The following is a 25,274-nucleotide window of genomic DNA, read 5'->3' on the forward strand; positions in this document are numbered from 1 at the left end:
CGCCCCGGGCAGCGGACCGCCCACGGGGCCCGCCAGGGAAGCTGTCAGGAGGCTCATGCGTCGACCCCCTCGTCCTGCGGCTTCTCGCCCTTGCTGACGGCCACCTGCCGGACCGTGCCGGGCGCGGCCTCGGTGACCAGACCGCGGTAGTAGTCCTGCTCGTCCATGCCGGGGAAGATCGAGTGCGGCGACTCGACCATGCCCTCCTCCAGCCCGGCGAGCAGCTGCTCCTTCGTGAAGATCAGGTTCTCGCGGGAGCTGTCGGCCAGCTCGAACTCGTTGGTCATCGTGAGCGCCCGGGTCGGGCACGCCTCGATGCACAGTCCGCAGAAGATGCAGCGCGCGTAATTGATCTGGTAGACGCGGCCGTAGCGCTCGCCCGGGGAGTAGCGCTCCTCCTCCGTGTTGTCCGCGCCTTCCACATAGATCGCGTCGGCGGGGCAGGCCCACGCGCACAGCTCGCAGCCGATGCACTTCTCCAGGCCGTCCGGATGGCGGTTGAGCTGATGCCGGCCGTGGAAGCGCGGCGCCGTCACCTTCGGCGTCTCCGGATACTGCTCCGTCAGCCGCTTCTTGAACATGGCCGTGAAGGTCAGCCCGAAGCCGGCCACCGGATTCCGCGGCGGACGCGGGATGTCGGCCCCCGGAACGTCCCCCTCCGGGGCGTTCCCCCGCGGTCCGCTCCGCTGCGGGAGGTTCTCCTGCGAAGAGTCAGACACCGCCGGCCTCCTTTCCGTCACTCTCGGTACCGTCACTCACAGTATTGACCCCGCCACTGACAATCAGCTCCCGCTCGCGTCGCGGCTGCCTGCGCGGGACCGGCGGCAGCGTCTGTCCGGGCAGCGGCGGTACGGGGAAACCGCCCGCCATCGGGTCGAAGGCCGGTGGCTCCGGCTCGTTCGCCGCCGCGGCCCGTTCCTTCCTGTCGCGGAAGATGTCCGCGACGAAGGAGAGCAGCAGGAGCGTGATGATCGCCGAGGCCACGTACAGCAGGATCGTCTGGAAGGAGTAGTTCTCGTTGCGCAGCGCCCGCACGGTCGCGATGAGCATCAGCCAGACCAGCGAGACCGGGATCAGGACCTTCCAGCCCAGCTTCATCAACTGGTCGTAGCGCACGCGGGGCAGCGTGCCGCGCAGCCAGATGAAGAAGAAGAGCAGCAGCTGGACCTTGAGGACGAACCAGAGCATCGGCCACCAGCCGTGGTTCGCGCCCTCCCAGAAGGTGGAGACCGGCCACGGGGCGCGCCAGCCGCCGAGGAAGAGCGTCGTCGCGACGGCCGAGACGGTCACCATGTTGACGTACTCGGCGAGCATGAACATCGCGAACTTGATCGACGAGTACTCGGTGTTGAAGCCGCCGACCAGGTCGCCCTCGGACTCCGGCATGTCGAACGGGTTGCGGTTCGTCTCCGCGACCATCGTGATGATGTAGATGATGAAGGAGACCGGCAGCAGCAGCACGTACCAGCGGTCCGCCTGCGCCTCGACGATCGCCGAGGTCGACATCGACCCGGAGTAGAGGAACACCGAGGCGAACGCGGCGCCCATGGCGATCTCGTACGAGATCATCTGGGCGCACGAGCGCAACCCTCCGAGGAGCGGATACGTCGACCCCGAGGACCAGCCCGCGAGGACGATGCCGTAGATGCCGACCGAGGCGACCGCGAGGATGTAGAGCATCGCGATGGGCAGGTCGGTGAGTTGCATCGTGGTGCGCTGGCCGAAGATCGAGATCTCGTTGCCCGCGGGCCCGAAGGGGATCACCGCGATCGCCATGAACGCGGGGATCGCCGCGATGATCGGCGCGAGGACGTAGACGGCCTTGTCGGCGCGCTTGACGATGACGTCTTCCTTGAACATCAGCTTCACGCCGTCGGCGAGCGACTGGAGCATGCCCCAGGGGCCGTGCCGGTTGGGGCCGATGCGCAGCTGCATCCAGGCGACGACCTTGCGCTCCCACACGATGGAGAAGAGCACCGTCACCATCAGGAACGCGAAGCAGAACACCGCCTTGACGACCACGAGCCACCAGGGGTCGCGGCCGAACATCGACAGGTCCTCGGCGGCGAGGACGGTCCCCGGGGCCGCCGCGAGGGGGACGAGGCCGGTCATGCGCGCACCTCCGGTGCTTCGTCGGCGGGGCCGTCCTGCGGGGAACCGGCCGGCGCCCCGTCCGGCGCGGCACCGGCCGGTTCCGCCGGGCCGATACGGACCAGCGTGCCCGGCTGCGAGCCGGTGTCCGCGAGGACACCGCCGCCCGTCGAGTTCAGCGGCAGCCAGACCACCCGGTCGGGCATCGCCGTCACCGCCAGCGGGAGCGTGACCGCGCCCGCGGAGCCCGTGACGGTCAGGTCGTCGCCGTCCTTGACCCCCGTCTCGGCGGCCGTCACGGCGGAGAGCCGGGCCACCGCCGCGTGGCGCGTACCGGCCAGCGCGTCGTCGCCCTCCTGGAGCTTGCCCTGGTCCAGCAGGAGCCGGTGGCCCGCGAGGACCGCCTCGCCGTCGCCGGGCCTGGGCACCGGACGGGAGGATTCCAGCGGTTCGGTGGCGCGCGGCCCGTCCCAGCCGCCGAGCCGGTCGAGTTCGGCGCGTACGGCCCGCAGGTCGGGCAGCGCGAGGTGGACGTCCATGGCGTCCGCGAGCATGTGCAGCACCCGCGCGTCGCTCGGCGCGAGCCGCCGCGTCATCTGCTCCGGCTTCAGCGCCGCGTCGAACAGCCGCGCCCTGCCCTCCCAGTTGAGGAAGGAGCCGGGCTTCTCCGCGACCGCCGCGACCGGGAGGACCACATCCGCGCGCTCGGTGACCTCGCTGGGCCGCAGCTCCAGCGAGACCAGGAAGCCGACCTCGTCCAGCGCGGTCCGCGCGGCCGCCGGGTCCGGCAGATCCGCGATCTCGACGCCCGCGACCAGCAGCGCGCCCAGCTCGCCGGTGGCGGCGGCCCGGACGATCTGGTCGGTGTCGCGGCCGTAACGGGGCGGCAGTTCGCGTACGCCCCACACCGCCGCGGTCTCCTGGCGGGCCCGCGGCTCTGTGGCGGGCCGGCCACCGGGCAGCAGCGACGGAAGCGCGCCCGCCTCCAGCGCGCCGCGCTCACCGGCCCGGCGCGGGATCCACACCAGCCGGGCGCCGGTCGCGGTGGCGGCGCGCGCCGCCGCGGTGAGCCCGCCGGGCACGGCGGCCAGCCGCTCCCCGACGACGATCACGGCGCCGGGCTCGCGCAGCGCTCGCGCGGCGGCCGTGCCGTCCGCGTCGAGCCCGGTCTCCGAGGCGAGCGCGTCGAGCCACTCGGTCTCGGTGCCGGGCGCGGCGGGCAGCAGCGTGCCGCCCGCCTTCGCCAGGCCCCGGGTGGCGTGCGTGGCGAGGGCGAACGTCCGCTGGCCGTGCTTGCGGTGCGCCTTGCGCAGCCGCAGGAAGACGCCGGGCGCCTCCTCCTCGGACTCGAAGCCCGCGAGCAGCACCGCCGGGGCGGCCTCCAGCGTGGTGTACGTGATCCCCGTGCCGTCGAGGTCATGGCCCCGGCCCGCGACGTACGCGGCGAGGAAGTCGGCCTCCTCGGTGCTGTGCACCCGCGCCCGGAAGTCGATGTCGTTGGTGTCGAGGGCGACGCGCGCGAACTTGGCGTACGCGTACGCGTCCTCGACGGTGAGCCGCCCGCCGGTCAGCACCCCGACACCGGCACCTCCGGTGCGGGCCGTCCGGCCCCGGGCCGCGGCCAGGCCGCGCGCGGCGGCCTCCAGCGCCTCCGGCCAGCTCGCCGGTGCGAGGACGCCGTCCGCGTTCCGTACCAGCGGGGTGGTGAGCCGGTCGCGCTTCTGCGCGTAGCGGAAGCCGAAGCGGCCCTTGTCGCAGAGCCACTCCTCGTTGACCTCGGGATCGTTCGCCGCCATCCGCCGCATGACCTTGCCGCGCCGGTGGTCCGTACGGGTCGCGCAGCCGCCCGCGCAGTGCTCGCAGACGCCCGGCGAGGAGACCAGGTCGAAGGGGCGGGAGCGGAAGCGGTACGCAGCGGAGGTGAGCGCGCCGACCGGGCAGATCTGGATGGTGTTGCCGGAGAAGTACGACTCGAAGGGGTCGCCCTCGCCGGTGCCGACCTGCTGGAGGGCGCCCCGCTCGATCAGCTCGATCATCGGGTCGCCCGCGATCTGGTTCGAGAACCGGGTGCAGCGGGCGCAGAGCACGCACCGCTCGCGGTCGAGCAGCACCTGCGTGGAGATCGGCACGGGCTTCTGGAAGGTGCGCTTGTGGCCCTCGAAGCGGGTGTCGGGCTCGCCGACCTGCATGGCCTGGTTCTGGAGCGGGCACTCGCCGCCCTTGTCGCAGACCGGGCAGTCCAGGGGGTGGTTGATGAGCAGCAGCTCCATCACCCCGCGCTGCGCCTTCTCGGCGACCGGTGACGTCAGCTGCGACTTGACGACCATGCCGTCGGTGCAGGTGATCGTGCAGGACGCCATCGGCTTGCGCTGGCCCTCGACCTCGACGATGCACTGGCGGCAGGCGCCGGCCGGGTCGAGGAGCGGGTGGTCGCAGAAGCGCGGGATCTCGATGCCCAGTTGCTCGGCGGCGCGGATCACCAGCGTCCCCTTGGGGACGGAGATCTCGATGCCGTCGATGGTCAGCGAGACGAGATCCTCGGGCGGAACCGCGGCTTCGCCGCCTCCGGAGGGAGCATTCGTGGTCACCGTCATGCGTTCACCTCCAGGTGCGGGTTCTGGTCTGCCCACACGGTGGACTTCGCGGGGTCGAAGGGGCAGCCCTTGCCGGTGATGTGCTGCTCGTACTCCGCGCGGAAGTACTTGAGCGAGGAGAAGATCGGGGAGGCGGCGCCGTCGCCGAGCGCGCAGAAGGACTTGCCGTTGATGTTGTCGGCGATGTCGTTGAGCTTGTCGAGGTCGGACAGCTCCCCCTTGCCGTCCTCGATGTCGCGGAGCAGCTGGACGAGCCAGTACGTCCCTTCGCGGCAGGGGGTGCACTTGCCGCAGGACTCGTGGGCGTAGAACTCGGTCCAGCGGGTGACGGCCCGTACGACGCAGGTGGTCTCGTCGAAGCACTGGAGCGCTTTGGTGCCGAGCATGGAGCCGGCCGCGCCGACGCCCTCGTAGTCGAGCGGGACGTCGAGGTGCTCGTCGGTGAACATCGGGGTCGAGGAGCCGCCGGGGGTCCAGAACTTGAGGCGGTGTCCGGCCCTGATGCCGCCGCTCATGTCGAGGAGCTGGCGCAGCGTGATGCCGAGGGGCGCCTCGTACTGGCCGGGGCTGGTGACATGGCCGCTGAGCGAGTAGAGCGTGAAGCCCGGGGACTTCTCGCTGCCCATCGACTTGAACCAGTCCTTGCCGCGGTTGAGGATCGCGGGAACCGACGCGATGGACTCGACGTTGTTCACCACAGTGGGGCAGGCGTACAGGCCCGCCACCGCCGGAAAGGGAGGACGCAGCCGGGGCTGTCCGCGACGCCCCTCCAGGGAGTCGAGCAGCGCGGTCTCCTCGCCGCAGATGTACGCGCCCGCGCCCGCGTGCACGACGACGTCGAGGTCGAGTCCGCTGCCGAGGATGTTCTTGCCGAGGTAGCCCGCCGCGTACGCCTCGCGCACCGCCTCGTGCAGCCTGCGCAGTACGGGGACGACCTCGCCGCGCAGATAGATGAAGGCGTGCTGTGAGCGGATCGCGTAGCAGGCGATCACGATGCCCTCGATGAGGGAGTGCGGGTTGGCGAAGAGAAGGGGGATGTCCTTGCAGGTGCCGGGTTCCGACTCGTCGGCGTTGACGACCAGGTAGTGCGGCTTGCCGTCGCCCTGCGGGATGAACTGCCACTTCATCCCGGTGGGGAAGCCGGCGCCGCCGCGTCCGCGCAGGCCCGCGTCCTTGACGTAGGCGATGAGGTCGTCGGGCGACATGGCGAGGGCCTTGCGGAGCCCCTGGTAGCCGTCGTGCCGCTCGTAGGTGGCCAGGGTCCAGGACTCCGGCTGATCCCAGAAGGCGGACAGGACGGGCGCGAGGAGCTTCTCCGGGCTGGTCCCGTTCTCGTTGAGCTCGGTGGCCATGGTCATCACTCCTCCTCCTCGGCTTCGGGCCGCGGCGGGTTCACCGGTCCGGCCGGGTGGGCCGGGTCGGAGGCCGAGGTCCGCTCGGGGGCGTCGTGCGAGCTGAGGTGCTCGGCGCCGGGCTGCGGCGTGTCCTTCGGGGCGGCGTCGCGGGGCGGGGCGTCCTGGGGGTCCGCGCCGTCCCGTGGGCGTACCACCCGCTGGAGCCCCTCGCCCTTGGCGAGCCGCAGCCCGACCAGCGAGGCGGGTCCCGCGCCGCCGGTGGCCTCGACGGCGCCGGGGCGCTCGTCGGGGAAGCCGGCCAGGATGCGCGAGGTCTCCTTGTACGTGCACAGCGGGGCGCCCCGGGTGGGCGCGACGGGGCGTCCCTCGCTGAGGTCGTCGACGAGCCGCAGGGCGGTGTCCGGCGTCTGGTTGTCGAAGAACTCCCAGTTGACCATCACCACGGGAGCGAAGTCGCAGGCCGCGTTGCACTCGATGTGTTCGAGGGTGATCTTGCCGTCGGGGGTCGTCCCGTGGTTGTCGACGCCGAGATGGCGCTTCAGCTCGTCGAAGATGGCGTCGCCGCCCATCACCGCGCAGAGCGTGTTGGTGCAGACGCCGACCTGGTACTCCCCGCCGGGCTCGCGCCGGTACATGGAGTAGAAGGTGGCGACGGCGGTGACCTCGGCGGTGGTCAGGCCGAGCTGCTCGGCGCAGAAGGCCATCCCCGTACGGGAGACGAAGCCCTCCTCGGACTGGGTGAGGTGGAGCAGCGGCAGCAGCGCGGAGCGGGAGTCCGGGTAGCGGCCGATGATCTCCTTCGCGTCCGCTTCGAGCCGGGCGCGTACCTCGTCCGGGTAGGCGGGGGCGGGCAGCCGCGGCATCCCGAGGCTGACCCCGGTGGTGGCCGCGGCTGCCGTGCCTGCCGCGGCGTTGGGCGGTGTGGCGGTCACCGGTCGACGCCTCCCATCACGGGGTCGATGGACGCGACGGCGACGATGACGTCGGCGACCTGGCCGCCCTCGCACATCGCCGCCATGGCCTGGAGATTGGTGAAGGACGGATCGCGGAAGTGCACGCGGTACGGGCGGGTGCCCCCGTCGGAGACGACATGCGCGCCGAGTTCGCCCTTGGGCGACTCCACGGCGGCGTACGCCTGACCGGCCGGGACCCGGAAGCCCTCCGTCACCAGCTTGAAGTGATGGATCAGAGCCTCCATGGACGTGCCCATGATGTTCTTGATGTGGTCGAGGGAGTTGCCGAGTCCGTCCGGGCCGAGCGCGAGCTGCGCGGGCCAGGCGATCTTCTTGTCGGCGACCATCACCGGGCCCGGCTCCAGCCGGTCCAGGCACTGTTCGACGATCCGCAGCGACTGGCGCATCTCTTCCAGGCGGATGAGGAAGCGGCCGTACGCGTCGCAGGTGTCGGCGGTCGGGACGTCGAACTCGAACGTCTCGTAACCGCAGTACGGGTCGCTCCTGCGCAGGTCGTGCGGGAGCCCGGTGGAGCGCAGGATGGGTCCGGTGGCGCCGAGCGCCATGCAGCCGGCCAGGTCGAGATAGCCGACGTCCTGCATGCGGGCCTTGAAGATCGGGTTGCCGGTGGCGAGCTTGTCGTACTCCGGCAGGTTCTTGCGGAGTTGCCTCAGCAGCTCGCGCAGCTTGTCGACGGCGCCCGGGGGGAGGTCCTGGGCGAGGCCGCCGGGGCGGATGAACGCGTGGTTCATCCGCAGTCCGGTGATCATCTCGTAGGCATCGAGAATCAGTTCACGATCGCGGAATCCGTAGATCATGATCGTGGTCGCGCCCAGTTCCATGCCGCCGGTCGCGAGACAGACGAGGTGCGAGGAGAGCCGGTTCAGCTCCATCAGCAGGACACGGATGAGCGTGGCGCGGTCCGGGATGTCGTCCTCGATGCCGAGCAGCTTCTCGACGCCCAGGCAGTACGCCGTCTCGTTGAAGAACGACGTCAGGTAGTCCATGCGCGTGACGAAGGTGGTGCCCTGCGTCCAGTTGCGGAATTCGAGGTTCTTCTCGATGCCCGTGTGCAGATAGCCGATGCCGCAGCGGGCCTCGGTGACGGTCTCGCCCTCGATCTCCAGGATCAGCCGCAGCACCCCGTGGGTGGAGGGGTGCTGGGGACCCATGTTGACGACGATCCGCTCGTCGTCGGCCTTGGCGGCGGACTGGACGACCTCGTCCCAGTCGCCGCCGGTGACCGTGTAGACGGTGCCCTCGGTGGTCTCCCGGCCGGAGCCGAGCGCGTCGAAGGCGTCCGGGGCGGAGTCCTGCGGGGCGGAGGCGTGTGAAGTGGTCATCAGGAGTACGACCTCCGCTGGTCCGGAGCCGGGATCTGGGCGCCCTTGTACTCGACGGGGATACCGCCGAGCGGGTAGTCCTTGCGCTGCGGGAAGCCCTGCCAGTCGTCCGGCATCATGATCCGGGTCAGGGCGGGGTGGCCGTCGAAGATCAGGCCGAAGAAGTCGTACGTCTCCCGCTCGTGCCAGTCGTTGGTCGGATAGACCGCGACCAGGGACGGTACGTGCGGATCCTCGTCCGGCGCGGAGACCTCCAGGCGGATCAGCCGGCCGTGGGTGAGCGAGCGCAGGTGGTAGACGGCGTGCAGCTCGCGCCCCTTGTCGCCGGGGTAGTGGACGCCGGAGACCCCCGTGCACAGCTCGAAGCGGAGGGCCGGGTCGTCGCGCAGGGTGCGGGCCACCTGGGGCAGATGCTCGCGGGCGATGTGGAAGGTGAGCTCGTCGCGGTCGACGACCGTTTTCTCGATGGCGTGGGAGGGGACGAGGTCCTGCTCCTCCAGCGCGCCCTCCAGCTCATCGGCGATCTCGTCGAAGACACCGCCGGGTCCGCCGTACGGCCGGGAGGAGGCGCCCGGCAGCGTCACGGTCCGTACGAGACCGCCGTACCCGCTGGTGTCCCCGCCGTTGTTGGCGCCGAACATGCCCCTCTGCACCCGGATGGGCTCGTCGGCCCGGCCGCGCGCGGACGGAACGTTCTTGCCGGACTCCGGCCCGCCGTTCCCGGATTCCGGCCCGCCGTTCCCGGAGGGCGGCCGGTCGTTCCCGGATCGCGGCTTGTCGTCTCCGGATCGCTGCTTGTCGCTCACCGCAGCAGCCCCTTCATCTCGATCAACGGGAGCGCCTTGAGGGCCGCCTCCTCCGCCTCGCGGGCCGCTTCCTCCGCGTTGACCCCGAGCTTGGAGCTCTGGATCTTCTGGTGGAGCTTGAGGATGGCGTCCATCAGCATCTCGGGACGTGGTGGGCAGCCGGGCAGATAGATGTCGACAGGAACGACGTGGTCGACGCCCTGCACGATCGCGTAGTTGTTGAACATCCCGCCCGACGAGGCACAGACCCCCATGGAGATCACCCACTTGGGGTCGGGCATCTGGTCGTAGACCTGCCGCAGGACGGGCGCCATCTTCTGGCTCACCCGCCCCGCCACGATCATCAGGTCGGCCTGGCGCGGTGAGCCGCGGAAGACCTCCATGCCGAACCGCGCCAGGTCGTACCGCCCGGCGCCGGTCGTCATCATCTCGATGGCGCAGCAGGCGAGACCGAACGTCGCGGGGAAGACGGAGGACTTCCGCACCCAGCCCGATGCCTGTTCGACGGTGGTCAGCAGGAAACCGCTCGGCAGCTTCTCTTCGAGTCCCATTGGTGGCCCCTCAGCCCCTTTAGTCCCATTCCAGACCGCCGCGCCGCCACACATACGCGTAGGCGACGAAGACGGTGAGCACGAAGAGCAGCATCTCCACGAGCCCGAAAATCCCCAGGGCGTCGAAGCTGACCGCCCACGGGTAAAGGAAGACGACCTCAATATCGAAAATGATGAAGAGCATCGCCGTCAGGTAGTACTTGATGGGGAATCGGCCGCCCCCGGCCGGCGTCGGTGTGGGCTCGATGCCGCACTCGTACGCTTCGACTTTCGCCCGGTTGTAACGCTTTGGGCCGATAAGCGTGGCCATGACCACGGAGAAGATCGCAAACCCGGCCCCCAGCGCGCCGAGCACGAGGATGGGTGCGTAGGCATTCACGCCCCTCAGCTCCTTCCAGTCGTCCTTGACCGTCGGATCGCACCGGGCGGACCGCCTCGCCGCCTCATCGCGGATCACCGAAGATCGCATCCATGTGAGGCAGTTCACAAGCCCGGCTGCCCCGCATCCTATGCCCGGCGGCCTGTGATCTGCGACACGGGGTACAGCGGGGAGTTTGTGATCTCCACCACCTGACGAAGGATCATGAAGTCGGATGAGGGGTGATCTTCATACGCGAAGCGGCCACGTGATCACCAGAGGTGACATTCGAGCTCGTCGATGCTGGTCGGAGGCGTCACGCCCTATCAAGAGATGCACCGTACAAGCAAATTGGCGATGAGACACTTTCGGGTGATACGGCGCGGAGGGTCACCCGAGCGAGGGGGCGGCGGGCTCCCGGTGGACCGAAGGGGACACGTGCACGCATTCACGAGCAACCGGACGCGAGCCCGATGCGGCCGGCGGGGCGACGGGACGGCCTCACGAGAGCGCCGGAACCAACTCATTCGGGAGCGCGTCACACCTCACGTGACCGGACCGACAGCCGAACGGTGACCGACCTGTTATCTGCGCACCCAAAATGTGACCTGCGTCACTTCACTCAACCCCTCAAAGAAGAGGGCTTGGCCATGAGTGTGAAGCGATGGTAAGCGGCAGGCAATTCGGACGTTTATCGGAAAGCCCGTGATCACAGCCATGATCACCCTTGCCCGTTTTGCCCGTTACGGCGTCAATAAAGGCTGAAGGAAAGCGGATTCACAGATTCCGGGCGGAACTGTGGTGCACCCCACGTTTCTTGACGAGAACCCGGGCCGACCTGATAGCCGTTGGTCTCATGTCCCACACCGCTCAGATAACCAGCCACCGGAAGCCCCGCCGGAGCACCCCGCGCGTCAGCCTTCGCGCCGGAGTCGCCGGTGGCGTACTCAGCACAATCGCGGTCGCCGGTGCCGCCGCGCCGGCGAACGCCGAGCCGGTGACCGAGACCATCGAAATGCCCACCATCACCGCGGGCCTCGCCAGCGACTTCGCCCGGTCCGCCGAGGCGACCCAGCAGGTGGCCAACACCCTGGACCTGCGCGCCCAGCAGGACGCCGCCGCCGCGACGGCGGCCAAGACCGCGAAGACCGCGAAGGCGGAGGCCGAGCGCAAGGCCGAGGCCAAGCGGAAGGCCGAGGAAGCCCGCAAGAAGGCCGCCGAGGCCGCCGAGCGCGCCTCCCGCACCGCCGAGCGCACGACGCTCAGCAACGCCTCCTCGGACTCCGGCTCCAGCTCCGCGTCGAGCTCGTCGTCGGCCTCCGACACCGCCTCCCAGGCCACCTCGCAGGCGACCGGTTCGGCCGCCGCCGTGCTCGCCTTCGCGCGGGCGCAGGTCGGCGACGCGTACATCCTGGGCTCCACGGGCCCGAACGCCTGGGACTGCTCCAGCCTCGTCCAGGCCTCGTTCCGCCAGATCGGCGTCGACCTCCCCCGCGTCTCGCAGGACCAGTCGGTGGCGGGTACCCAGGTCTCCCTGGACAACCTCCAGCCCGGCGACATCCTCTACTGGGGCAGCGCCGGCAGCGCGTACCACACGGCGATCTACATCGGCGGCGGCGAGTTCATCGGCGCGCAGAACCCGAGCAAGGGCGTCATCCAGGCTTCCCTGGACTACGACCCCCCGACCGGCGCGGTCCGCGTCCTCTGACGCACGCACCCCTCGTTACGACCGAGCACCACGTACGGCGATGGCCCGCACCCCGCAGGGGGGATGCGGGCCATCGCCGTTTTGATCAAGCTCTCACTTAACCCGATCGAGTGATGGCATGCTAACTGCTCCTGGGTAGAAGACACTTACGTCACTTCGCACCACCACCGCCGGACGGTCCCCCACATCGTGCGGCCAGGAGGAAGCTCCCCCCATGACCATAAAAGGCATCGACGTCTCGTCGTACCAGAGCTCGACCTACTCCACCGCCGGCTTCGACTTCGTCTTCGTCAAGGCGACCGAAGGCACCTCGTACATCAACCCCAAGATGGCCGCCCAGGCCTCCCACGGCCGGGCGGCCGGGCTGGTCGTCGGGTTCTACCACTTCCTGCGGGGCGGGAACATGAAGGCGCAGGCCAAGTACTTCGTCGAGAAGTGCTCCAGCATCGCCTACGACCCCCTCTTCGCCGACTGGGAGGACAGCGACGTCTCCAACGCGCAGAAGGACGCCTTCCTCGCCGAGGTGAAGCGGCTGCGCGGGACCACGCATCGCGTGGGGCTGTACTGCAACCGGGACTACTGGCTGAACCGCGACACCACCAGCAACGCCGGCGACGCCCTGTGGATCGCGGATTACGTGACCGCCGGGAAGCCCCGGATCCAGGCCGCGTGGAAGTTCCACCAGTACACGGACAGCCCCCTCGACACGAACATCGGTCAGTTCACCGACCGCGCCGCGCTGAAGAAGTGGGCGAGAAAGGGCTGAGGGCCGCGGAGGACCTCACGCCTTCGGCGCCACCTTCGAAAGGCCGTTGATGATGCGGTCCATCGCATCGCCGCCCGTCGGATCCGTGAGGTTCGCCAGCATCTTGAGGGTGAACTTCATCAGCAGCGGATGCGTCAGGCCGCGCTCCGTCGCGAGTTTCATGATCTTCGGATTTCCGATGAGCTTCACGAACGCGCGGCCCATCGTGTAATAACCGCCGTAGGTCTCCTTGAGCACCTTCGGGTAGTGCAGCAGCGCCAGTTCGCGCTGCGCCGGGGTCGCCCGGGCGTGGGCCTGGACGATGACGTCCGCCGCGATCTGGCCCGACTCCATGGCGTACGCGATGCCCTCGCCGTTGAACGGGTTGACCATGCCCCCCGCGTCCCCCACCAGCAGCAGCCCCTTGGTGTAGTGCGGCTGCCGGTTGAACGCCATCGGCAGTGCGGCGCCCCTGATCGGCATCGTCATGTTGTCGGGGGTGTAGCCCCAGTCCTCCGGCATCGACGCGCACCACGCCTTCAGCACCTCGCGCCAGTCCAGCTCCTTGTACGCGGACGAGGAGTTGAGGATGCCGAGACCGACGTTCGACGTGCCGTCGCCCATGCCGAAGATCCAGCCGTAGCCGGGCAGCAGCTTGTCCGGGCCCGGACCGCGCCGGTCCCACAGCTCCAGCCATGACTCCAGGTAGTCGTCGTCGTGGCGCGGCGAGGTGAAGTACGTCCGTACGGCCACGCCCATCGGCCGGTCCTCGCGGCGGTGCAGTCCCATCGCGAGCGACAGCCGCGTCGAGTTGCCGTCGGCGGCGACGACCAGCGGCGCGTGGAAGGTGACCGGGGTCTTCTCCTCGCCCAGCTTGGCGTGGACGCCGGTGATCCGGCCCGTACGGGCGTCGGTGATCGGGGCGCCGACGTTGCAGCGCTCGTGCAGCCGGGCACCGGCCTTCTGCGCCTGCCGGGCGAGCTGCTCGTCGAAGTCGTCGCGCTTGCGGACCAGGCCGTAGTCCGGGTACGCCGCCAGGTCCGGCCAGTCGAGCTGGAGCCGTACGCCGCCGCCGATGATCCGCAGCCCCTTGTTGCGCAGCCAGCCGGCCTCTTCCGAGATGTCGATGCCCATCGACACGAGCTGCTTGGTGGCGCGCGGGGTGAGTCCGTCGCCGCACACCTTCTCGCGCGGGAACGCCGTCTTCTCCAGCAGCAGCACGTCCAGACCCGCCTTGGCGAGGTAGTACGCGGTCGTGGCACCGGCCGGACCGGCGCCGACGACAATGACGTCCGCGGTGTTCTCGGAGAGGGGCTCAGTCACAGCGGGTTCTCCCGAAGACTCGAATTCGCGTACCGAACGGCACTGGTCACCTGCAGTCTATGGGTGCGTACCGATCCCCCCAGTGAAGGGCTGCCCTCGTGGACAACACAACCAAGGCGCTCCCCGTCGTGCGGCTCCGCGTCCCCACCGAGGAGGACGCCTTCGCCTGGCACCGCGTCTTCGACGACCCCGAGGTGATGGAGTTCCACGGCGGCGCACCGGCCGAGATGTCCGTGTACGAGGAGCTGACCGCCCGCCAGCGCCGGCACGACGCCGAGCGGGGCTTCTGCCTCTGGACGATGCTGGACGAGTCCGGGGAGGTGATCGGCTTCACGGGCGCCCAGCCCTGGCCGCACCCGGAGTTCGGGCCGGTGGGCGAGATCGAGATCGGCTGGCGGCTGGGCCGCGCGTACTGGGGCCGGGGCTACGCGACGGCCGCCGCGCGGACCACGCTGGAACGGGTACGGGCGGCGGGCGTCAGCCGGGTCGTGGCGATGGTGAACTCCCGCAACGCCCGCTCGGTCGCGGTGACCCGGCGGCTGGGGATGGAACTGGCGGAGACGTATGTGGGGCCGGTGTCCCGGCAGGAGGCCTTCTGCTTCCGTCTGGAGTTGTGAGGCGCGGCCCGTCAGACCCGTACGCCCCGGTGCAGCGCCACGATGCCGCCCGTCAGGTTCCGCCACGCCACCTTCGACCAGCCCGCGCCCTGGAGCCTGGCGGCCAGTGCGGGCTGGTCGGGCCAGTCGCGGATGGACTCGGCGAGGTAGACGTACGCGTCGGGGTTGGACGAGACGGCGCGCGCGACCGGCGGCAGCGCCCGCATCAGGTACTCCGTGTAGACGGTCCTGAACGGCGCCCAGGTCGGCTGCGAGAACTCGCAGATCACGATCCGGCCGCCCGGCTTCGTCACCCGGTACAGCTCGCGCAGCGCCGCGTCCGTGTCCTGGACGTTCCGCAGCCCGAAGGAGATCGTCACCGCGTCGAACACCGCGTCGGCGAAGGGCAGCCTCGTCGCGTCGCCCGCCGTGAACGGCATCCACGCGTGCCGCTTCTTGCCCTCGCGCAGCATCCCGAGGGAGAAGTCGCACGGCACGACGTACGCGCCCGTCGCGGCGAACGGCTGGGAGGAGGTGGCGGTGCCGGCCGCCAGGTCGAGGATCTTCTCGGCCGGGCGGGCGCCGACCGCCCTGGCGACCTCCTTGCGCCACCGCCGGTCCTGGCCGAGCGAGAGCACGTCGTTGGTGAGGTCGTAGTTCTCCGCCACGACGTCGAACATCGAGGCGACTTCGTGCGGCTGCTTGTCCAGGGAGGCTCGGGTCACGTCGGTCAGTCTGCCAGGGCGGGGCGCGCCGCCCCGCATCAGGGCAGCAGCCTCGGCCGCCGTTTCGCCGCCACGTCCTCCACCCACCCGAAGAGCGCCACCGCCGCCGCGATCAGCACCCACGCGATCCCGAACTGGAACCACGCGCTGTCGAGCGGCAGGTCCCGCTCGAAGGCGGGGATGTTCCACATCGCGTCGATCAGCGGCACGCTCACCATCAGCGCGACCTCGTGCCAGAGGTAGACGGTCACCGCGCGGGCGTTGAAGACCTTCACGACCCGGTCGGCCACGGGACGGCGCCCGAGCCACCCGAGGTCCGGCCGGAACCGCATCAGCAGCAGCACGAACCCAGCCGACCACAGCGCCTGCCCGAGCGGGATGTCGTCGAGGTCGTACGTACCGTCCACCGGATGGGAGAACGCCCACCCCGCGCCGAGCACCATCACCGGGAGTGCGGCGCACACCATGGGCCCCGGGCGCAGCCGGTCGAGCACCCCGTCGCGGTGCGCGAAGCCCAGCAGCCAGCAGAAGAGGAAGACCGACAGATCACCGAGCGCGGCGCCGAGCCGCCCGTCCGGGAGGGGCCACAGCGTCTCGAAGACGGCGACCGGGACGAGCGACAGGAGGAGTACGGGAAGCGGCGCGCGCCGGAAGAGCCTCAGCAGCACGGGCGAGAGCAGCACGAACCACAGGTACGTCCGCAGGTACCAGAGCACCGCCCACGCCTGTTCGCCCCAGGCGTCGCCGGGCGGGTCCCCCACCGGCAGCAGCCAGTAGACGGCGTCGGTGCCCGGCAGCCAGCCGTGCCGCGCCATGGCCACGACGAGCACGGCCCCGAACACCCACAGCGGCACCAGCAGCCGCCGCAGTCTGCTCCGGATCACCGCGCCGGCGGGCCGCTCCAGGGAGCGCGCCATCAGCGAGCCGGCGAGCGCGAACATGACTCCCATGGAGGGGAAGACCAGGCCCAGCCAGGGCCACTCGAAGGTGTGGTACGTGACGACGCGGACCAGCGCGAAGGCGCGCAGCGCGTCGAAGTACCGGTCCCGGCCGTCACCGGATCCGCCACCGGAGGGCGTGGCCGTATCCGGACCCGGACCCGGACGTACCGCCTCCGGCGGCAGCGCTCCCCTGCGGTGCGCGCCCGCCATCAGACCGCCCCCGTGCCGGGGCGGGGCGCGCCGACCTCGCCGGTGCGCTTGAGCTTCTGCCAGCGCAGCCGGCCGCCGGTGAGCGCCGTGACGCTGGAGTGGATCAGCACCAGATACATCAGCTGCCGGTAGGCGATCTGCTGCAACGGCATCATCAGCAGATACCGGTACTTCTCCTTGTCGAGCCGGAACGCGTACGCGGCGCACAGCAGTTGGACGAGGAGGACCGCCAGCCAGGCGAGCAGGGACGCCTTGAAGTCGACGAAGATCATCGCGTAGAGGGTGAACACGTCGATGAGCGGGGCGAAGACGGGCGTCACGATCTGGAAGAGCACCACGAGCGGCATACCGACCCGGCCGAACCGGCCCGAGGGCCCCTTGTCCAGGACCGACCGGCGATGCTTCCACAGCGCCTGCATCGTGCCGTAACTCCAGCGGTAGCGCTGGCGCCAGAGCTGCCCGACGGTGGCGGGCGCCTCGGTCCAGGCGCGCGCGTGCTCCGCGTACACGACGCGCCAACCCGCGCGGTGCAGGGCGATGGTGATGTCGGTGTCCTCGGCGAGGGTGTCCTCGCTCATGCCGCCGGCATCGAGGACGGCCCGCCGGCGGAAGGCGCCGATGGCGCCCGGGATGGTGGGCATGCAGCCCAGGACGTCGTACATCCGGCGGTCGAGGTTGAAGCCCATCACGTACTCGATGTGCTGCCATGCCCCGATGAGCGTGTCGCGGTTGCCGACCTTCGCGTTGCCCGCGACCGCGCCGACCCGCTCGTCGCCGAAGGGCTGCACCAGCTCCCGTACGGTGTCGGGTTCGAAGACCGTGTCGCCGTCCATCATCACGACGATGTCGTACGCGGCCTGTCGCACCCCGTTGTTGAGGGCGGCGGACTTGCCCGCGTTCTCCTGACGCACGACGCGGACATTGGGCAGCCCCAGGGACTCCGCGATCTCGGCGGTGCCGTCCGTGGAGCCGTCGTCCACGACGACGATTTCGATCGGATGGGTGCTCGCGGCGAGGGAGTTGAGCGTGTTGGCGATGCACTCCTTCTCGTTGTACGCGGGCACGATCACGCTCACCGGTCCGTAGACCGGCGGGCCCCAGGTGAAGCGGCGTCTGTTGCGCTGCCGGTGGTGGCGGCGGGCGAGGACGAGCATCAGCCCGAACCGTGCCAGCACGGCGACGCCGACGACCGCGAGGCCGGTGGCGAGCCCCGGGACGGACCACTCGGCGACGGCCACGGCGGCGATCAGGGCCCTGCCCTCCCAGAGGGTGGCGCCGGTGGCCCTGCGGTGGGCAAGCTGCTCGGCGTCAGTACCGGAACCCGTGGCCGCGGGGCCGCCATCGGGGCCGCTCGCGTCGGCTCCACCGGGCTGCCGGTCGGCCTGCTGGGCTCCGCTGACCGTGGTGAAGGTGTATCCCTTCGCCTTCATCTTCTCGATGTACCGCGGCAGCGCCTTCAGCGTCTCCGTACGGTCGCCGCCCGCGTCGTGGAAGAGCACCGCCGCGCCGTCGCCGTCCCTCGGCGTGGCCCATTCCACGATCTTGCTGACGCCCGGCTCCTGCCAGTCCTCGCTGTCGGTGTCGATGAAGACGCTCGTGTACCCCAGCGCGCCGAGGCGCCGGTAGATCGGCCAGCTCTCGTTGTCGATCGCGTCGTTGGTCGAGGAGTACGGGGCACGGAACAGCGTCGTCGTGATCCCCGCCGCGCCCGCCAGCGCGAGTTGCGTCTGGGCGATTTCCCGCTTCACGCGGGCGGCGCTCTGATAGGAGAGATCGACGTGAGTGAAGGTGTGGATACCGACCTCGTTTCCCTGGTCGACCATGTCCCTCACCACTCCGGGATAGCGCGAGACCATCGAGCCGATGAGAAAGAACGTGCCGGGCACGTCCTGGTCGTTCAGAATTTTGAGGACTTTCTCCGTGTACTCGGGATCGGGTCCGTCGTCGAAGGTCAGCACGATCGTCTTGTCCGTCACGGACCGGGTACGCGCCCGGCCGTCGACGAAGCTGAGAAGCGGGCCGCCGTCCACCACGCTGTCGGGGACGTCGCTGTTGCTCGCGTCGGAGCGGATCCGCTGGTCGCCTCCGACCTCGGAGCGCAGATAGCCGTCGAGCAGCAGCACGCTGACGAGGCCGGCCAGAAGCAGCACGGCGAAGATCACCCGGGGCTTGGGCACCGCCTGCCGGCCGACGCGCTCGATACGGGTGGGGGTGGCGTGCCGGCGCCTGCGCGCCCGGGAGTTGGTGGGGGTCTCGGACATCGGCTCAGCGATCGCCCGCGGTGGAGGCGGAAGGGGCCGCGGAGGCGGCGGCTGTGGGAGAGCCCGTGGGAGACACCGTGGGCGGCGCCTGTGCCGCGCCGGGCGGCGGGGCGCCACCCGGCGGGCCGTACCCCGTTCCGCCCTCGGCGGCGGGCCCGCCGTCGAACGGCAGCACCTGCGACGGGCTCAGGGAGATCCCGCCCACGAAGGCGAGTCCCAGGACGGCGACATACCCGAGGGTGACGATGCCCAGCGCCACTCCGGCACGGCGGAGCAGGCGGGCCCTGCGCCCGGAGGCGTCCACGAAGACGGGGCCCTCCTGCGGACGGGCCGCACCGCGTCTACGGCGCCGGTCGGGCCGGTCCCGCCGGTCGGGCCGGTTCCATCGGTCGGGCCGGTTCCGCCGGACCCGCCGGACCGGCCTTTCCGTGCGTTCCTCAAGGGCGTGGTCAGCATGCATGCGAGCAGATTGGCCACCCTTTATGTGCGAAACCTGTGGCTCCGAGGACGCGTTCCTATGAATTCTTTCTTTTCCTGTCAGCGAGCTGGGAGAGTTGCGGCCCGGAAATCCCCGAGAACGCCCGTCGGGTCCGCGAACGAACTGCTGGGAATGGGTGGTTGGCCCTGTCCACCGAATCGTCCATCCCGGACTGTGGGCTCCGTCACCCTATTTCGTTGTGGGAGGCTCCTGCCGTTCGGCGCATTCTTCCGGGCACACATGAGAGCGGGTGTATTCATCCATGCCGAGTTCGCGGAGTCTCGGGCGATCCGTCATCCGGACCGGGGTGTCGGCCGCGCTCGCGCTGGCCTGTACGGCCTGCGCGACCGGCACCGCCGCCGATGCCGGTGCCGGTGCCGACCGGAACGCGGGCTCCCCGCCCGGCCGTACCGCCGCCGCGACAACGGAGTTCGCCCCGTACGTCAGCGCCACCACCGCCGCCGGTACCGACGGGGCCGGCTCCCCCGGCACGTACAACCTGGCCTTCGTGATCACGGGCGGTGCGGACGACTGCACCCCGACGTGGGGCGGTACGGCGGCGTACGACAGCGCGGCCGTCAAGGCCCGGGTCGCGAGGCTGACGGCCTCGGGCGCCGATGTCCGGGTCTCCTTCGGCGGCGCGGCGGGCACCGAACCGGCGCTCGGCTGCGAGGACGTCGACAGCCTGGTGGCCGCCTACACGAAGGCGCTCGACGCGGTCGGCGCGACCAGGGCCGACTTCGACATCGAGGGCGACGCACTCACCGACAGCGCCTCCGTCGCGCTGCGGAACAAGGCGATCGTCCAGCTCCAGAAGGAGCGGGACCTCGACGTCACGTACACCCTGCCGGTGATGCCGGACGGTCTGGAGGAGAGCGGTACAGCGCTCCTCTCCGACGCGGCGGAGCGCGGCGTGCGGCTCTCCGCCGTCAACATCATGGCGATGAACTACGGTTCCGCGTACACCGGGGACATGGGCGGCTACGCGGAACGGGCGGCGCGGGCGGCCCACGAACAGATCGCGGACATCCTGGGGCTGTCGTCGGCGCGGGCGTGGACGTCGCTCCACATCACGGCGATGGCGGGCGTCAACGATGTCGCGGGCGAGACCTTCACCCTCGCGGACGCGGCGCGGCTGCGCCGTTTCGCCCGGCAGAACGGCGTGGGCGCGCTCTCGATGTGGGCGACGTTCCGGGACCGGGCGTGCGCGGAGGGCGTGTCGACGGACAGGGCGTCCGACACGTGCAGCGGCGTCGAGCAGTCGGCGGGGGCGTTCGCGCGGGCGCTGGCGTCCGACTCCGGCTGAGTGATCTCGGGTGTGAGTAGTTGCGGTGCAGGAAATCCCGTTGAGAACGATCAAGGTCCATCGGAGCCGCCGTCGGGTCCCCGGAATCACTGGGGCGCTTGCCGACAGGTGCGACGACGCAGGGGGTAGAAGCTGCGCCATCAGGCCCGGTCGTCCGGCGCCGGGGCCACGGGGGAGACCGACGGGTTTGCGAGCAGTCGATCTCGGAGCCCGCATCCAACGGCGGCCTCACCGCGGTCGCCCTGTCCCACCGGTCGCCGGTTCAGCGTCGCTTTCCGGTCTCGGAGGCGGTGACGCCCTGGCTGGCGCGGCGCATGGCCTCGTACAGCGCGGTGTCCTCGGGCGGGTCCGGCAGCGGGCCACGGGCCGGCGCCTGGAAGGACTGGATCATCCATGCCACCAGGCGGCGCCAGGCGTCCGGGGCGGCGTCGCCAGTGGCGCTGAGGACTCCGGCGTTGGCCATCAGCAGCAGCACGAGATCGCGGCTGGTGAAGTCCTCGCGCAGTTGCCCGCTGTTCTTGGCGCGGCCGATGAGTTCGAGGAAGCCCTCGTACGCCCGGGCGTGGTGCTGCTCCAGTTCCGGAACGCCGGGGAAGCTCATGGTCAGGACGTCGGCGAAGCCCCGGTCGGCGGCCTGCATCGCACAGACGTCCTGGATGTAGCCGGTGAAGCCGTGCCACGGGTCGGGGTCCGTCAGGGCCTCGGTGGTGGCCTGTGCGTACGCCTTCATGCGGTCGACGAAGACCGCGGCGACGAGATCTTCCTTGCGAGGGAAGTGACGGAAGAGGGTGGCGATCCCCACCCCGGCCTCCCGTGCGACCGAGGCCATCGACGCGTTCAGCCCGTCGCGCCCGAAGACCGTGCGGGCAGCGGCGATGATCCGCCCCCGGTTGCGCTCCGCGTCGCTGCGCTTCGACTGACCTGCGGAAACGGCCGTTCCGACGTCGGCGTCGGTCTGGGGGTCTCGGGGGCTCATACCCATCAGACTAGCAAATCGGAATACCCTATCCAGTTCCCGTGTTACGGTGGACAGCGAAACGGATAAGGCTTTCCGGAAAGAAAACGGATAGCCCTTTCCGACTCTGCTTCCGCGAAAGGCTCTCTCATGCCCACCATCGCCATCGTCGGCGCCGGCCCCCAGCTCGGCCTTGCCATTGCCCGCACCTACGGCACTCACGGCTACGACGTCGCACTGATCGCCCGCAACCGGGCCAAGCTCGAAGACCTGGCCGGTGAGCTGGCTGCCGAGGGCATCAGCGCCGCCGCGTTCCCCGCCGACGTCCTCGACCGCACCGCGCTCACCCAGGCACTCAAGGACACGGCCGCACGCTTCGGCGGCGTCGACGTCCTGGAGTACTCCCCGGTCGGCGGCCTCCAGACCGTCATGACCACCCCGGCCGCGACCGAACCGGCCGACGTGCAACACGAGATGGAGTTCCAGCTCTACGGAGCGATCGCCGCCACCCGCGCGGTGCTGCCCGCCATGCGTGAGGCCGGCGCGGGCACCCTGCTGTTCACCACCGGCGCCGGCTCCGTCGACCCCGTGCCGCAGATCGCCAACGTCAACGCCGCCGCCGCGGCCCTGCGCAACTGGGTCATCAACCTGCACAAGGAGCTGGACGGCACCGGTGTCCAGGCCGCGCACGTCGCCATCAACGTGTCGATCGGCACGCCGGCGGTCCCCGGATTCCCGACCGCCCAGCCGGAGGAGATCTCCCCGGCCTACTGGGACCTGCACACCACCAAGCGCGACCAGGCCGAACTCGTCTTCAGTCTCTGACGCCCAACAGCCACCCGGCCTCCGGCCTCCCGGTAGCTACGCCCCCGCACTTCGCCATCAACACCCGGCTCGGGGAGGACGGCCCCGAACACGTTCCCTCGGGGCCGCCCCCGAGCAGTTCACGTGCCTGTACTTGGACCCGTACGAGCGCCGCGGCCAGGCCGAAGCCGTCATCTGCGGCTGCCTCACCAAGCCCCCATTTCCCCCAGCACAGCAAGGACTCCAGCATGACCAGCACACTCAACGGCAAGACCGCTCTCGTCACGGGATCCAGCCGCGGCATCGGCCGGGCCACCGCCCTCGGCCTCGCCCGCGAGGGGGCCCTGGTCGCCGTGCACTACGGCCGCGACAAGCAGGCCGCCCAGGAGACCGTCGGCCTCATCGAGAAGGACGGCGGACGGGCCTTTGCCGTCGGCGCGGAACTGGGCGCGCCCGGCGCCGTCGATCAGCTGTTTGACCAGCTGGAGGCCGGACTGCGCGAGCACACCGGTGAGACTGTCCTGGACATCCTGGTGAACAACGCCGCTGCGACGACGCCCGGCGGCGCACCGGAAGAGGTGTCCGCCGAGCAGATCGACGAGATCTTCGCGGTCAACGCCAAGGCCCCCTTCCTCCTCGTCCAGCGGGCCCTCGGGCTGATCCCGGCCGGCGGACGCATCGTCAACATCTCCTCCGCGGTCACGCGCATGGCCATGCCGCCGCAGGTCGTCTACGCGATGTCCAAGGGCGCGCTCGACCAGCTCACGCTGCACTTCGCCCGGCACCTCGCCCCTCGGCGGATCACGGTCAACAGCGTGCTCCCCGGTGCCACCGACAATGGCAGTGCGGCCTTCCAGATGCCCGAGGTGCGCGAACCGATGTCGCAGCTGTCGGCGTTCAAGCGCCTGGGCGAGCCGGAGGAGATCGCCAACGTGGTGGTCTTCCTCGCCACCGACCGGGCGCGGTGGATCACCGGAGCCTCCCTCGACGCCACCGGCGGCAGCCTCCTCGGCTAGGGCGTGTTTCGAAAGTCCCGCCTGGCTCGCGACGCCTGGCACGCACGCTCGCCGCGTTGTCGGAGTCGTCCACGTACGTCCAGGCCATCGAGGGCGCCGATCCTCCGCCTTGCGATCGCGCTCGGCGTCCACAGGACGAATCAAGGTGCCGAGACCGAGCGAGCGGAGCGAGTGCAGCGCACCAGACGCCGCAAGCCCCGCCCTGCGGGCGGACGGCGCTACTTTCGCAACACGCCCCAGCACCCCGCCCCGGTCCGGCTTCCTCGGGCACCACCATGTCGGCTCCGCCGTGACCGGCAAGGACACCGCCGTGTTCGCGCTGTCCGCGTGGCCACTCCCGCGGTCCGGCTTGTGTCCCACCCCGTTGGATGCGAAGGAATACCGCGGTAGTCGACTCGGTCGAAAAGGGGATCGCCACTTCGTGCAGACTGATGGTGCCATGTCCCTCAGCACCGCACGCCATCCACCTGCTCCGCCAGCGGTCGGAGATCCCGTTCGGGATCCACCTCACTCTCGTCTGCGACACGACCCACTACCGATGGGGACCGCTGACCGCGAAGGACAAGGTGCCCTCGCTGCTCGACGACGCAGGCCAACCGTTCACTCCCACACCCGCCGGGCGTTCCGAACTCCTCGCGCGGGCTCGTCTCGACGAGGTCGAGGGGAACCTCACTCCTTGGAGTGACGCCCGGGGCGGAGGGCCCCCTTCGGAGGAGCGATGGGCGGGGCGATAACCGCGCGACAACGAGTGACGATCTTGCGTCGCGCTCCTGGCTGAATGGTTCTCAGACGGCGGACACGCCGCAGGGGAAACCGACCCAGGAGGAACAATGGCTCGTCGACTCGTCTCGAAGCACCTGCTCACCCGCCGCGCCGGCATGGCGGTGGCCTCGGTCCTGGCCGCGACGGCCGGGCTCGCGGTCTGCGCCACACCGGGCAACGCCGCCGCGCCGAACACGGTGAACGCCGCCGACGCCGGCCGAGACGGCCATGCCACCGCGGCCAAGCGGCTGGCCGCGCTGATGCGGCAGGACCTGGACGCGGGGGCGCCCGGGGTCGTGGTGCGGGTGAACGACGGGAGCGGCCGGACGATCTCGCTGGCGCAGCAGGCGACGTGGACGAAGCGGGACCACAAGCTGTCGGCGGACGACCAGTTCAGGATGGGGTCGAACACCAAGACGATGGTGGGTGTGCTGGCCCTGCAACTGGCTGCCGAGCACAAGCTGTCGCTGCAGGACCCGGTGGACAAGTGGCTGCCGGGCCTGGTGCCGCACGGCCGGAACATCACGCTGAAGATGCTGCTGAACCACACCAGCGGGCTGTACGACTACATCTACGACCTGAGCGTCCTGGCCCGCGAGATCGGCGTGGACCAGTCCCCCGTGCAGCCGGAGGCGCTGCTGGCGATCTCGGCGAAGTACCCGCCGCTGTCCAAGCCGGGCACCGAATACAACTACAGCAACACCAACTACATAGCCATCGGCCGGGTGTTGGAGAAGGCCAGCGGCCAGAGCCTGGCAACTCTGCTGCAGCGGCGGATCATCAGGCCGCTCGGGCTGCGCGACACCTACCTGGCGACCAACGGCACCTCGCGGGACGGGGCCGAGCTGGCTGCCGGGTATGAGCCGGACGCCGAGCACCTGGCGCCGCTGCTGCCGCCGGGCGTGCCCGAGGGCACCTCGTTCGCCGGGCCGGCGCGGGGCGAGCATGTGCTGGTGACGTCCATCAGCCCTGCGTGGGCATGGGCGGCCGGCGCGATCGTGTCGACGCCGGCCGACCAGCAGCGGTTCCTGCGGGCGCTGGCCTCCGGCAAGCTGCTGCGGCCCGCGCAGCTCAAGCAGATGAGGACGACCGTGGTGGAGACGCCCGGGGACCCGAAGAGCTCGCGGTACGGACTCGGGATCGAGGAGTACAACAGCCCGTGCGGACCGGTCTGGGGGCACACCGGCGGGATGCCCGGTTACTCCAGCCAGAACTACACGGACGCCACCGGCAAGCGCTCGGTCACCGTGGTGACCACGACGCTGTTCGGGCTGCACGACAAGAAGTTGGGCGCCGCGGACCAGAAAGTGGTCGACGCCGCGGTCTGCGCGATGCTCGGCAAGTCCCTTCCGGCCACATCCAAGTGACGTCGTATCACTCAAGGAGCCGAGGG

The 25,274-nt window shown here is 70.2% G+C and carries 23 protein-coding genes; 8 read left to right on the plus strand and 15 right to left on the minus strand.

Annotated features, from left to right (window positions below; genetic code table 11):
• Positions 1 to 53 precede the first annotated feature (53 nt).
• The 9 genes from nuoI to AB0P17_RS26375 form a co-directional block, all read right to left on the minus strand.
• Complete coding sequence (gene nuoI, locus AB0P17_RS26335; RefSeq protein ID WP_365814459.1) at positions 54 to 635, minus strand: NADH-quinone oxidoreductase subunit NuoI; 582 nt, start codon at positions 633 to 635, stop codon at positions 54 to 56.
• 76 nt (positions 636 to 711) lie between these two features.
• Entirely contained in the window at positions 712 to 2,112 is a 1,401-nt protein-coding gene (gene nuoH / locus AB0P17_RS26340) for an NADH-quinone oxidoreductase subunit NuoH (protein ID WP_365814397.1), read from the minus strand.
• Entirely contained in the window at positions 2,109 to 4,685 is a 2,577-nt protein-coding gene (locus tag AB0P17_RS26345; protein WP_365814398.1) for an NADH-quinone oxidoreductase subunit G, read from the minus strand. The genes nuoH and AB0P17_RS26345 overlap by 4 nt, the downstream gene beginning before the upstream one ends.
• On the minus strand, positions 4,682 to 6,043 hold the full coding sequence (gene nuoF / locus AB0P17_RS26350) for an NADH-quinone oxidoreductase subunit NuoF (protein ID WP_365814399.1): 1,362 nt from the start codon (positions 6,041 to 6,043) through the stop codon (positions 4,682 to 4,684). Before nuoF ends, AB0P17_RS26345 begins: the two co-directional genes overlap by 4 nt.
• Complete coding sequence (gene nuoE, locus AB0P17_RS26355) at positions 6,043 to 6,903, minus strand: NADH-quinone oxidoreductase subunit NuoE (protein WP_365814460.1); 861 nt, start codon at positions 6,901 to 6,903, stop codon at positions 6,043 to 6,045. Before nuoE ends, nuoF begins: the two co-directional genes overlap by 1 nt.
• Positions 6,904 to 6,968: 65 nt before the next feature.
• Positions 6,969 to 8,336 (minus strand): NADH-quinone oxidoreductase subunit D, encoded by a 1,368-nt coding sequence (locus AB0P17_RS26360; protein ID WP_365814400.1) that lies wholly within the window; start codon positions 8,334 to 8,336, stop codon positions 6,969 to 6,971.
• Entirely contained in the window at positions 8,336 to 9,142 is an 807-nt protein-coding gene (locus AB0P17_RS26365; RefSeq protein WP_365814401.1) for an NADH-quinone oxidoreductase subunit C, read from the minus strand. Before AB0P17_RS26365 ends, AB0P17_RS26360 begins: the two co-directional genes overlap by 1 nt.
• Complete coding sequence (locus AB0P17_RS26370) at positions 9,139 to 9,693, minus strand: NADH-quinone oxidoreductase subunit B family protein (protein WP_365814402.1); 555 nt, start codon at positions 9,691 to 9,693, stop codon at positions 9,139 to 9,141. The genes AB0P17_RS26365 and AB0P17_RS26370 overlap by 4 nt, the downstream gene beginning before the upstream one ends.
• Positions 9,694 to 9,712: 19 nt before the next feature.
• Entirely contained in the window at positions 9,713 to 10,072 is a 360-nt protein-coding gene (locus AB0P17_RS26375; protein WP_365814461.1) for an NADH-quinone oxidoreductase subunit A, read from the minus strand.
• A gap of 835 nt (positions 10,073 to 10,907) precedes the next feature.
• On the opposite strand from AB0P17_RS26375, the gene AB0P17_RS26380 reads away from it, so the two are divergent.
• Together AB0P17_RS26380 and AB0P17_RS26385 are read left to right on the plus strand one after the other, a co-directional pair.
• On the plus strand, positions 10,908 to 11,759 hold the full coding sequence (locus tag AB0P17_RS26380) for a C40 family peptidase (RefSeq protein WP_365814403.1): 852 nt from the start codon (positions 10,908 to 10,910) through the stop codon (positions 11,757 to 11,759).
• A 214-nt stretch (positions 11,760 to 11,973) separates the two neighbouring features.
• On the plus strand, positions 11,974 to 12,525 hold the full coding sequence (locus AB0P17_RS26385) for a glycoside hydrolase family 25 protein (RefSeq protein WP_365814404.1): 552 nt from the start codon (positions 11,974 to 11,976) through the stop codon (positions 12,523 to 12,525).
• A gap of 15 nt (positions 12,526 to 12,540) precedes the next feature.
• Here AB0P17_RS26385 and AB0P17_RS26390 read toward each other — a convergent pair whose 3' ends face one another.
• Positions 12,541 to 13,827, minus strand: coding sequence for a geranylgeranyl reductase family protein (locus AB0P17_RS26390; protein WP_365814405.1), 1,287 nt, complete (start codon positions 13,825 to 13,827; stop codon positions 12,541 to 12,543).
• 98 nt (positions 13,828 to 13,925) lie between these two features.
• On the opposite strand from AB0P17_RS26390, the gene AB0P17_RS26395 reads away from it, so the two are divergent.
• A complete protein-coding gene (locus AB0P17_RS26395) occupies positions 13,926 to 14,444 on the plus strand; it encodes a GNAT family N-acetyltransferase (protein WP_365814406.1) in 519 nt (172 codons plus the stop codon).
• 11 nt (positions 14,445 to 14,455) lie between these two features.
• On the opposite strand, the gene AB0P17_RS26400 is transcribed toward AB0P17_RS26395, so the two are convergent.
• The 4 genes from AB0P17_RS26400 to AB0P17_RS26415 are packed head-to-tail and all read right to left on the minus strand — an operon-like array spanning position 14,456 to position 19,020.
• Positions 14,456 to 15,148: a demethylmenaquinone methyltransferase gene (locus AB0P17_RS26400; protein WP_365814407.1), complete on the minus strand. Its 693-nt coding sequence runs from the start codon at positions 15,146 to 15,148 to the stop codon at positions 14,456 to 14,458.
• A gap of 38 nt (positions 15,149 to 15,186) precedes the next feature.
• Positions 15,187 to 16,299 carry an acyltransferase gene (locus AB0P17_RS26405; protein WP_365814408.1) on the minus strand — a complete coding sequence of 371 codons (1,113 nt, stop codon included), beginning with the start codon at positions 16,297 to 16,299 and terminating at the stop codon, positions 15,187 to 15,189.
• Positions 16,299 to 18,560 carry a bifunctional polysaccharide deacetylase/glycosyltransferase family 2 protein gene (locus AB0P17_RS26410; RefSeq protein WP_365814409.1) on the minus strand — a complete coding sequence of 754 codons (2,262 nt, stop codon included), beginning with the start codon at positions 18,558 to 18,560 and terminating at the stop codon, positions 16,299 to 16,301. Before AB0P17_RS26410 ends, AB0P17_RS26405 begins: the two co-directional genes overlap by 1 nt.
• Positions 18,561 to 18,564: 4 nt before the next feature.
• Entirely contained in the window at positions 18,565 to 19,020 is a 456-nt protein-coding gene (locus AB0P17_RS26415) for a hypothetical protein (protein WP_365814410.1), read from the minus strand.
• 280 nt (positions 19,021 to 19,300) lie between these two features.
• Between AB0P17_RS26415 and AB0P17_RS26420 the strand changes: the two genes are divergently transcribed.
• Positions 19,301 to 20,344, plus strand: coding sequence for a chitinase (locus AB0P17_RS26420; RefSeq protein ID WP_365814411.1), 1,044 nt, complete (start codon positions 19,301 to 19,303; stop codon positions 20,342 to 20,344).
• A gap of 262 nt (positions 20,345 to 20,606) precedes the next feature.
• Here AB0P17_RS26420 and AB0P17_RS26425 read toward each other — a convergent pair whose 3' ends face one another.
• Positions 20,607 to 21,320, minus strand: coding sequence for a TetR/AcrR family transcriptional regulator (locus AB0P17_RS26425; RefSeq protein WP_365814412.1), 714 nt, complete (start codon positions 21,318 to 21,320; stop codon positions 20,607 to 20,609).
• A gap of 129 nt (positions 21,321 to 21,449) precedes the next feature.
• Here AB0P17_RS26425 and AB0P17_RS26430 point away from each other — a divergent pair, with 129 nt between their 5' ends.
• From AB0P17_RS26430 to AB0P17_RS26445, 4 genes are all read left to right on the plus strand, one after another.
• Positions 21,450 to 22,124, plus strand: coding sequence for an SDR family NAD(P)-dependent oxidoreductase (locus AB0P17_RS26430; RefSeq protein ID WP_365814413.1), 675 nt, complete (start codon positions 21,450 to 21,452; stop codon positions 22,122 to 22,124).
• Between the two features lie 227 nt (positions 22,125 to 22,351).
• Positions 22,352 to 23,119 (plus strand): SDR family oxidoreductase, encoded by a 768-nt coding sequence (locus AB0P17_RS26435; protein WP_365814414.1) that lies wholly within the window; start codon positions 22,352 to 22,354, stop codon positions 23,117 to 23,119.
• A gap of 368 nt (positions 23,120 to 23,487) precedes the next feature.
• Entirely contained in the window at positions 23,488 to 23,853 is a 366-nt protein-coding gene (locus tag AB0P17_RS26440) for a ChbG/HpnK family deacetylase (protein ID WP_365814415.1), read from the plus strand.
• A 96-nt stretch (positions 23,854 to 23,949) separates the two neighbouring features.
• Positions 23,950 to 25,248, plus strand: coding sequence for a serine hydrolase domain-containing protein (locus tag AB0P17_RS26445; protein ID WP_365814416.1), 1,299 nt, complete (start codon positions 23,950 to 23,952; stop codon positions 25,246 to 25,248).
• The last annotated feature ends 26 nt before the right edge of the window (positions 25,249 to 25,274 follow it).

Source organism: Streptomyces sp. NPDC088124, from assembly GCF_040685895.1.
Lineage (GTDB): Bacteria > Actinomycetota > Actinomycetes > Streptomycetales > Streptomycetaceae > Streptomyces.

Excerpts from the sequence above, each read along its gene's own strand:
- AB0P17_RS26430 (WP_365814413.1), top strand. The coding sequence starts at position 21,450 with ATGCCCACCATCGCCATCGTCGGCGCCGGCCCCCAGCTCGGCCTTGCC.
- AB0P17_RS26445 (WP_365814416.1), top strand. The coding sequence starts at position 23,950 with ATGGCTCGTCGACTCGTCTCGAAGCACCTGCTCACCCGCCGCGCCGGC.
- AB0P17_RS26415 (WP_365814410.1), bottom strand. The coding sequence starts at position 19,020 with ATGCATGCTGACCACGCCCTTGAGGAACGCACGGAAAGGCCGGTCCGG.
- AB0P17_RS26420 (WP_365814411.1), top strand. The coding sequence starts at position 19,301 with ATGCCGAGTTCGCGGAGTCTCGGGCGATCCGTCATCCGGACCGGGGTG.
- AB0P17_RS26435 (WP_365814414.1), top strand. The coding sequence starts at position 22,352 with ATGACCAGCACACTCAACGGCAAGACCGCTCTCGTCACGGGATCCAGC.
- AB0P17_RS26410 (WP_365814409.1), bottom strand. The coding sequence starts at position 18,560 with ATGTCCGAGACCCCCACCAACTCCCGGGCGCGCAGGCGCCGGCACGCC.
- AB0P17_RS26440 (WP_365814415.1), top strand. The coding sequence starts at position 23,488 with ATGCGAAGGAATACCGCGGTAGTCGACTCGGTCGAAAAGGGGATCGCC.
- AB0P17_RS26345 (WP_365814398.1), bottom strand. The coding sequence starts at position 4,685 with ATGACGGTGACCACGAATGCTCCCTCCGGAGGCGGCGAAGCCGCGGTT.
- AB0P17_RS26370 (WP_365814402.1), bottom strand. The coding sequence starts at position 9,693 with ATGGGACTCGAAGAGAAGCTGCCGAGCGGTTTCCTGCTGACCACCGTC.
- AB0P17_RS26380 (WP_365814403.1), top strand. The coding sequence starts at position 10,908 with ATGTCCCACACCGCTCAGATAACCAGCCACCGGAAGCCCCGCCGGAGC.
- AB0P17_RS26425 (WP_365814412.1), bottom strand. The coding sequence starts at position 21,320 with ATGAGCCCCCGAGACCCCCAGACCGACGCCGACGTCGGAACGGCCGTT.
- AB0P17_RS26385 (WP_365814404.1), top strand. The coding sequence starts at position 11,974 with ATGACCATAAAAGGCATCGACGTCTCGTCGTACCAGAGCTCGACCTAC.
- nuoF (WP_365814399.1), bottom strand. The coding sequence starts at position 6,043 with ATGACCATGGCCACCGAGCTCAACGAGAACGGGACCAGCCCGGAGAAG.
- nuoH (WP_365814397.1), bottom strand. The coding sequence starts at position 2,112 with ATGACCGGCCTCGTCCCCCTCGCGGCGGCCCCGGGGACCGTCCTCGCC.
- AB0P17_RS26405 (WP_365814408.1), bottom strand. The coding sequence starts at position 16,299 with ATGGCGGGCGCGCACCGCAGGGGAGCGCTGCCGCCGGAGGCGGTACGT.
- nuoE (WP_365814460.1), bottom strand. The coding sequence starts at position 6,903 with ATGCCGCGGCTGCCCGCCCCCGCCTACCCGGACGAGGTACGCGCCCGG.
- AB0P17_RS26360 (WP_365814400.1), bottom strand. The coding sequence starts at position 8,336 with ATGACCACTTCACACGCCTCCGCCCCGCAGGACTCCGCCCCGGACGCC.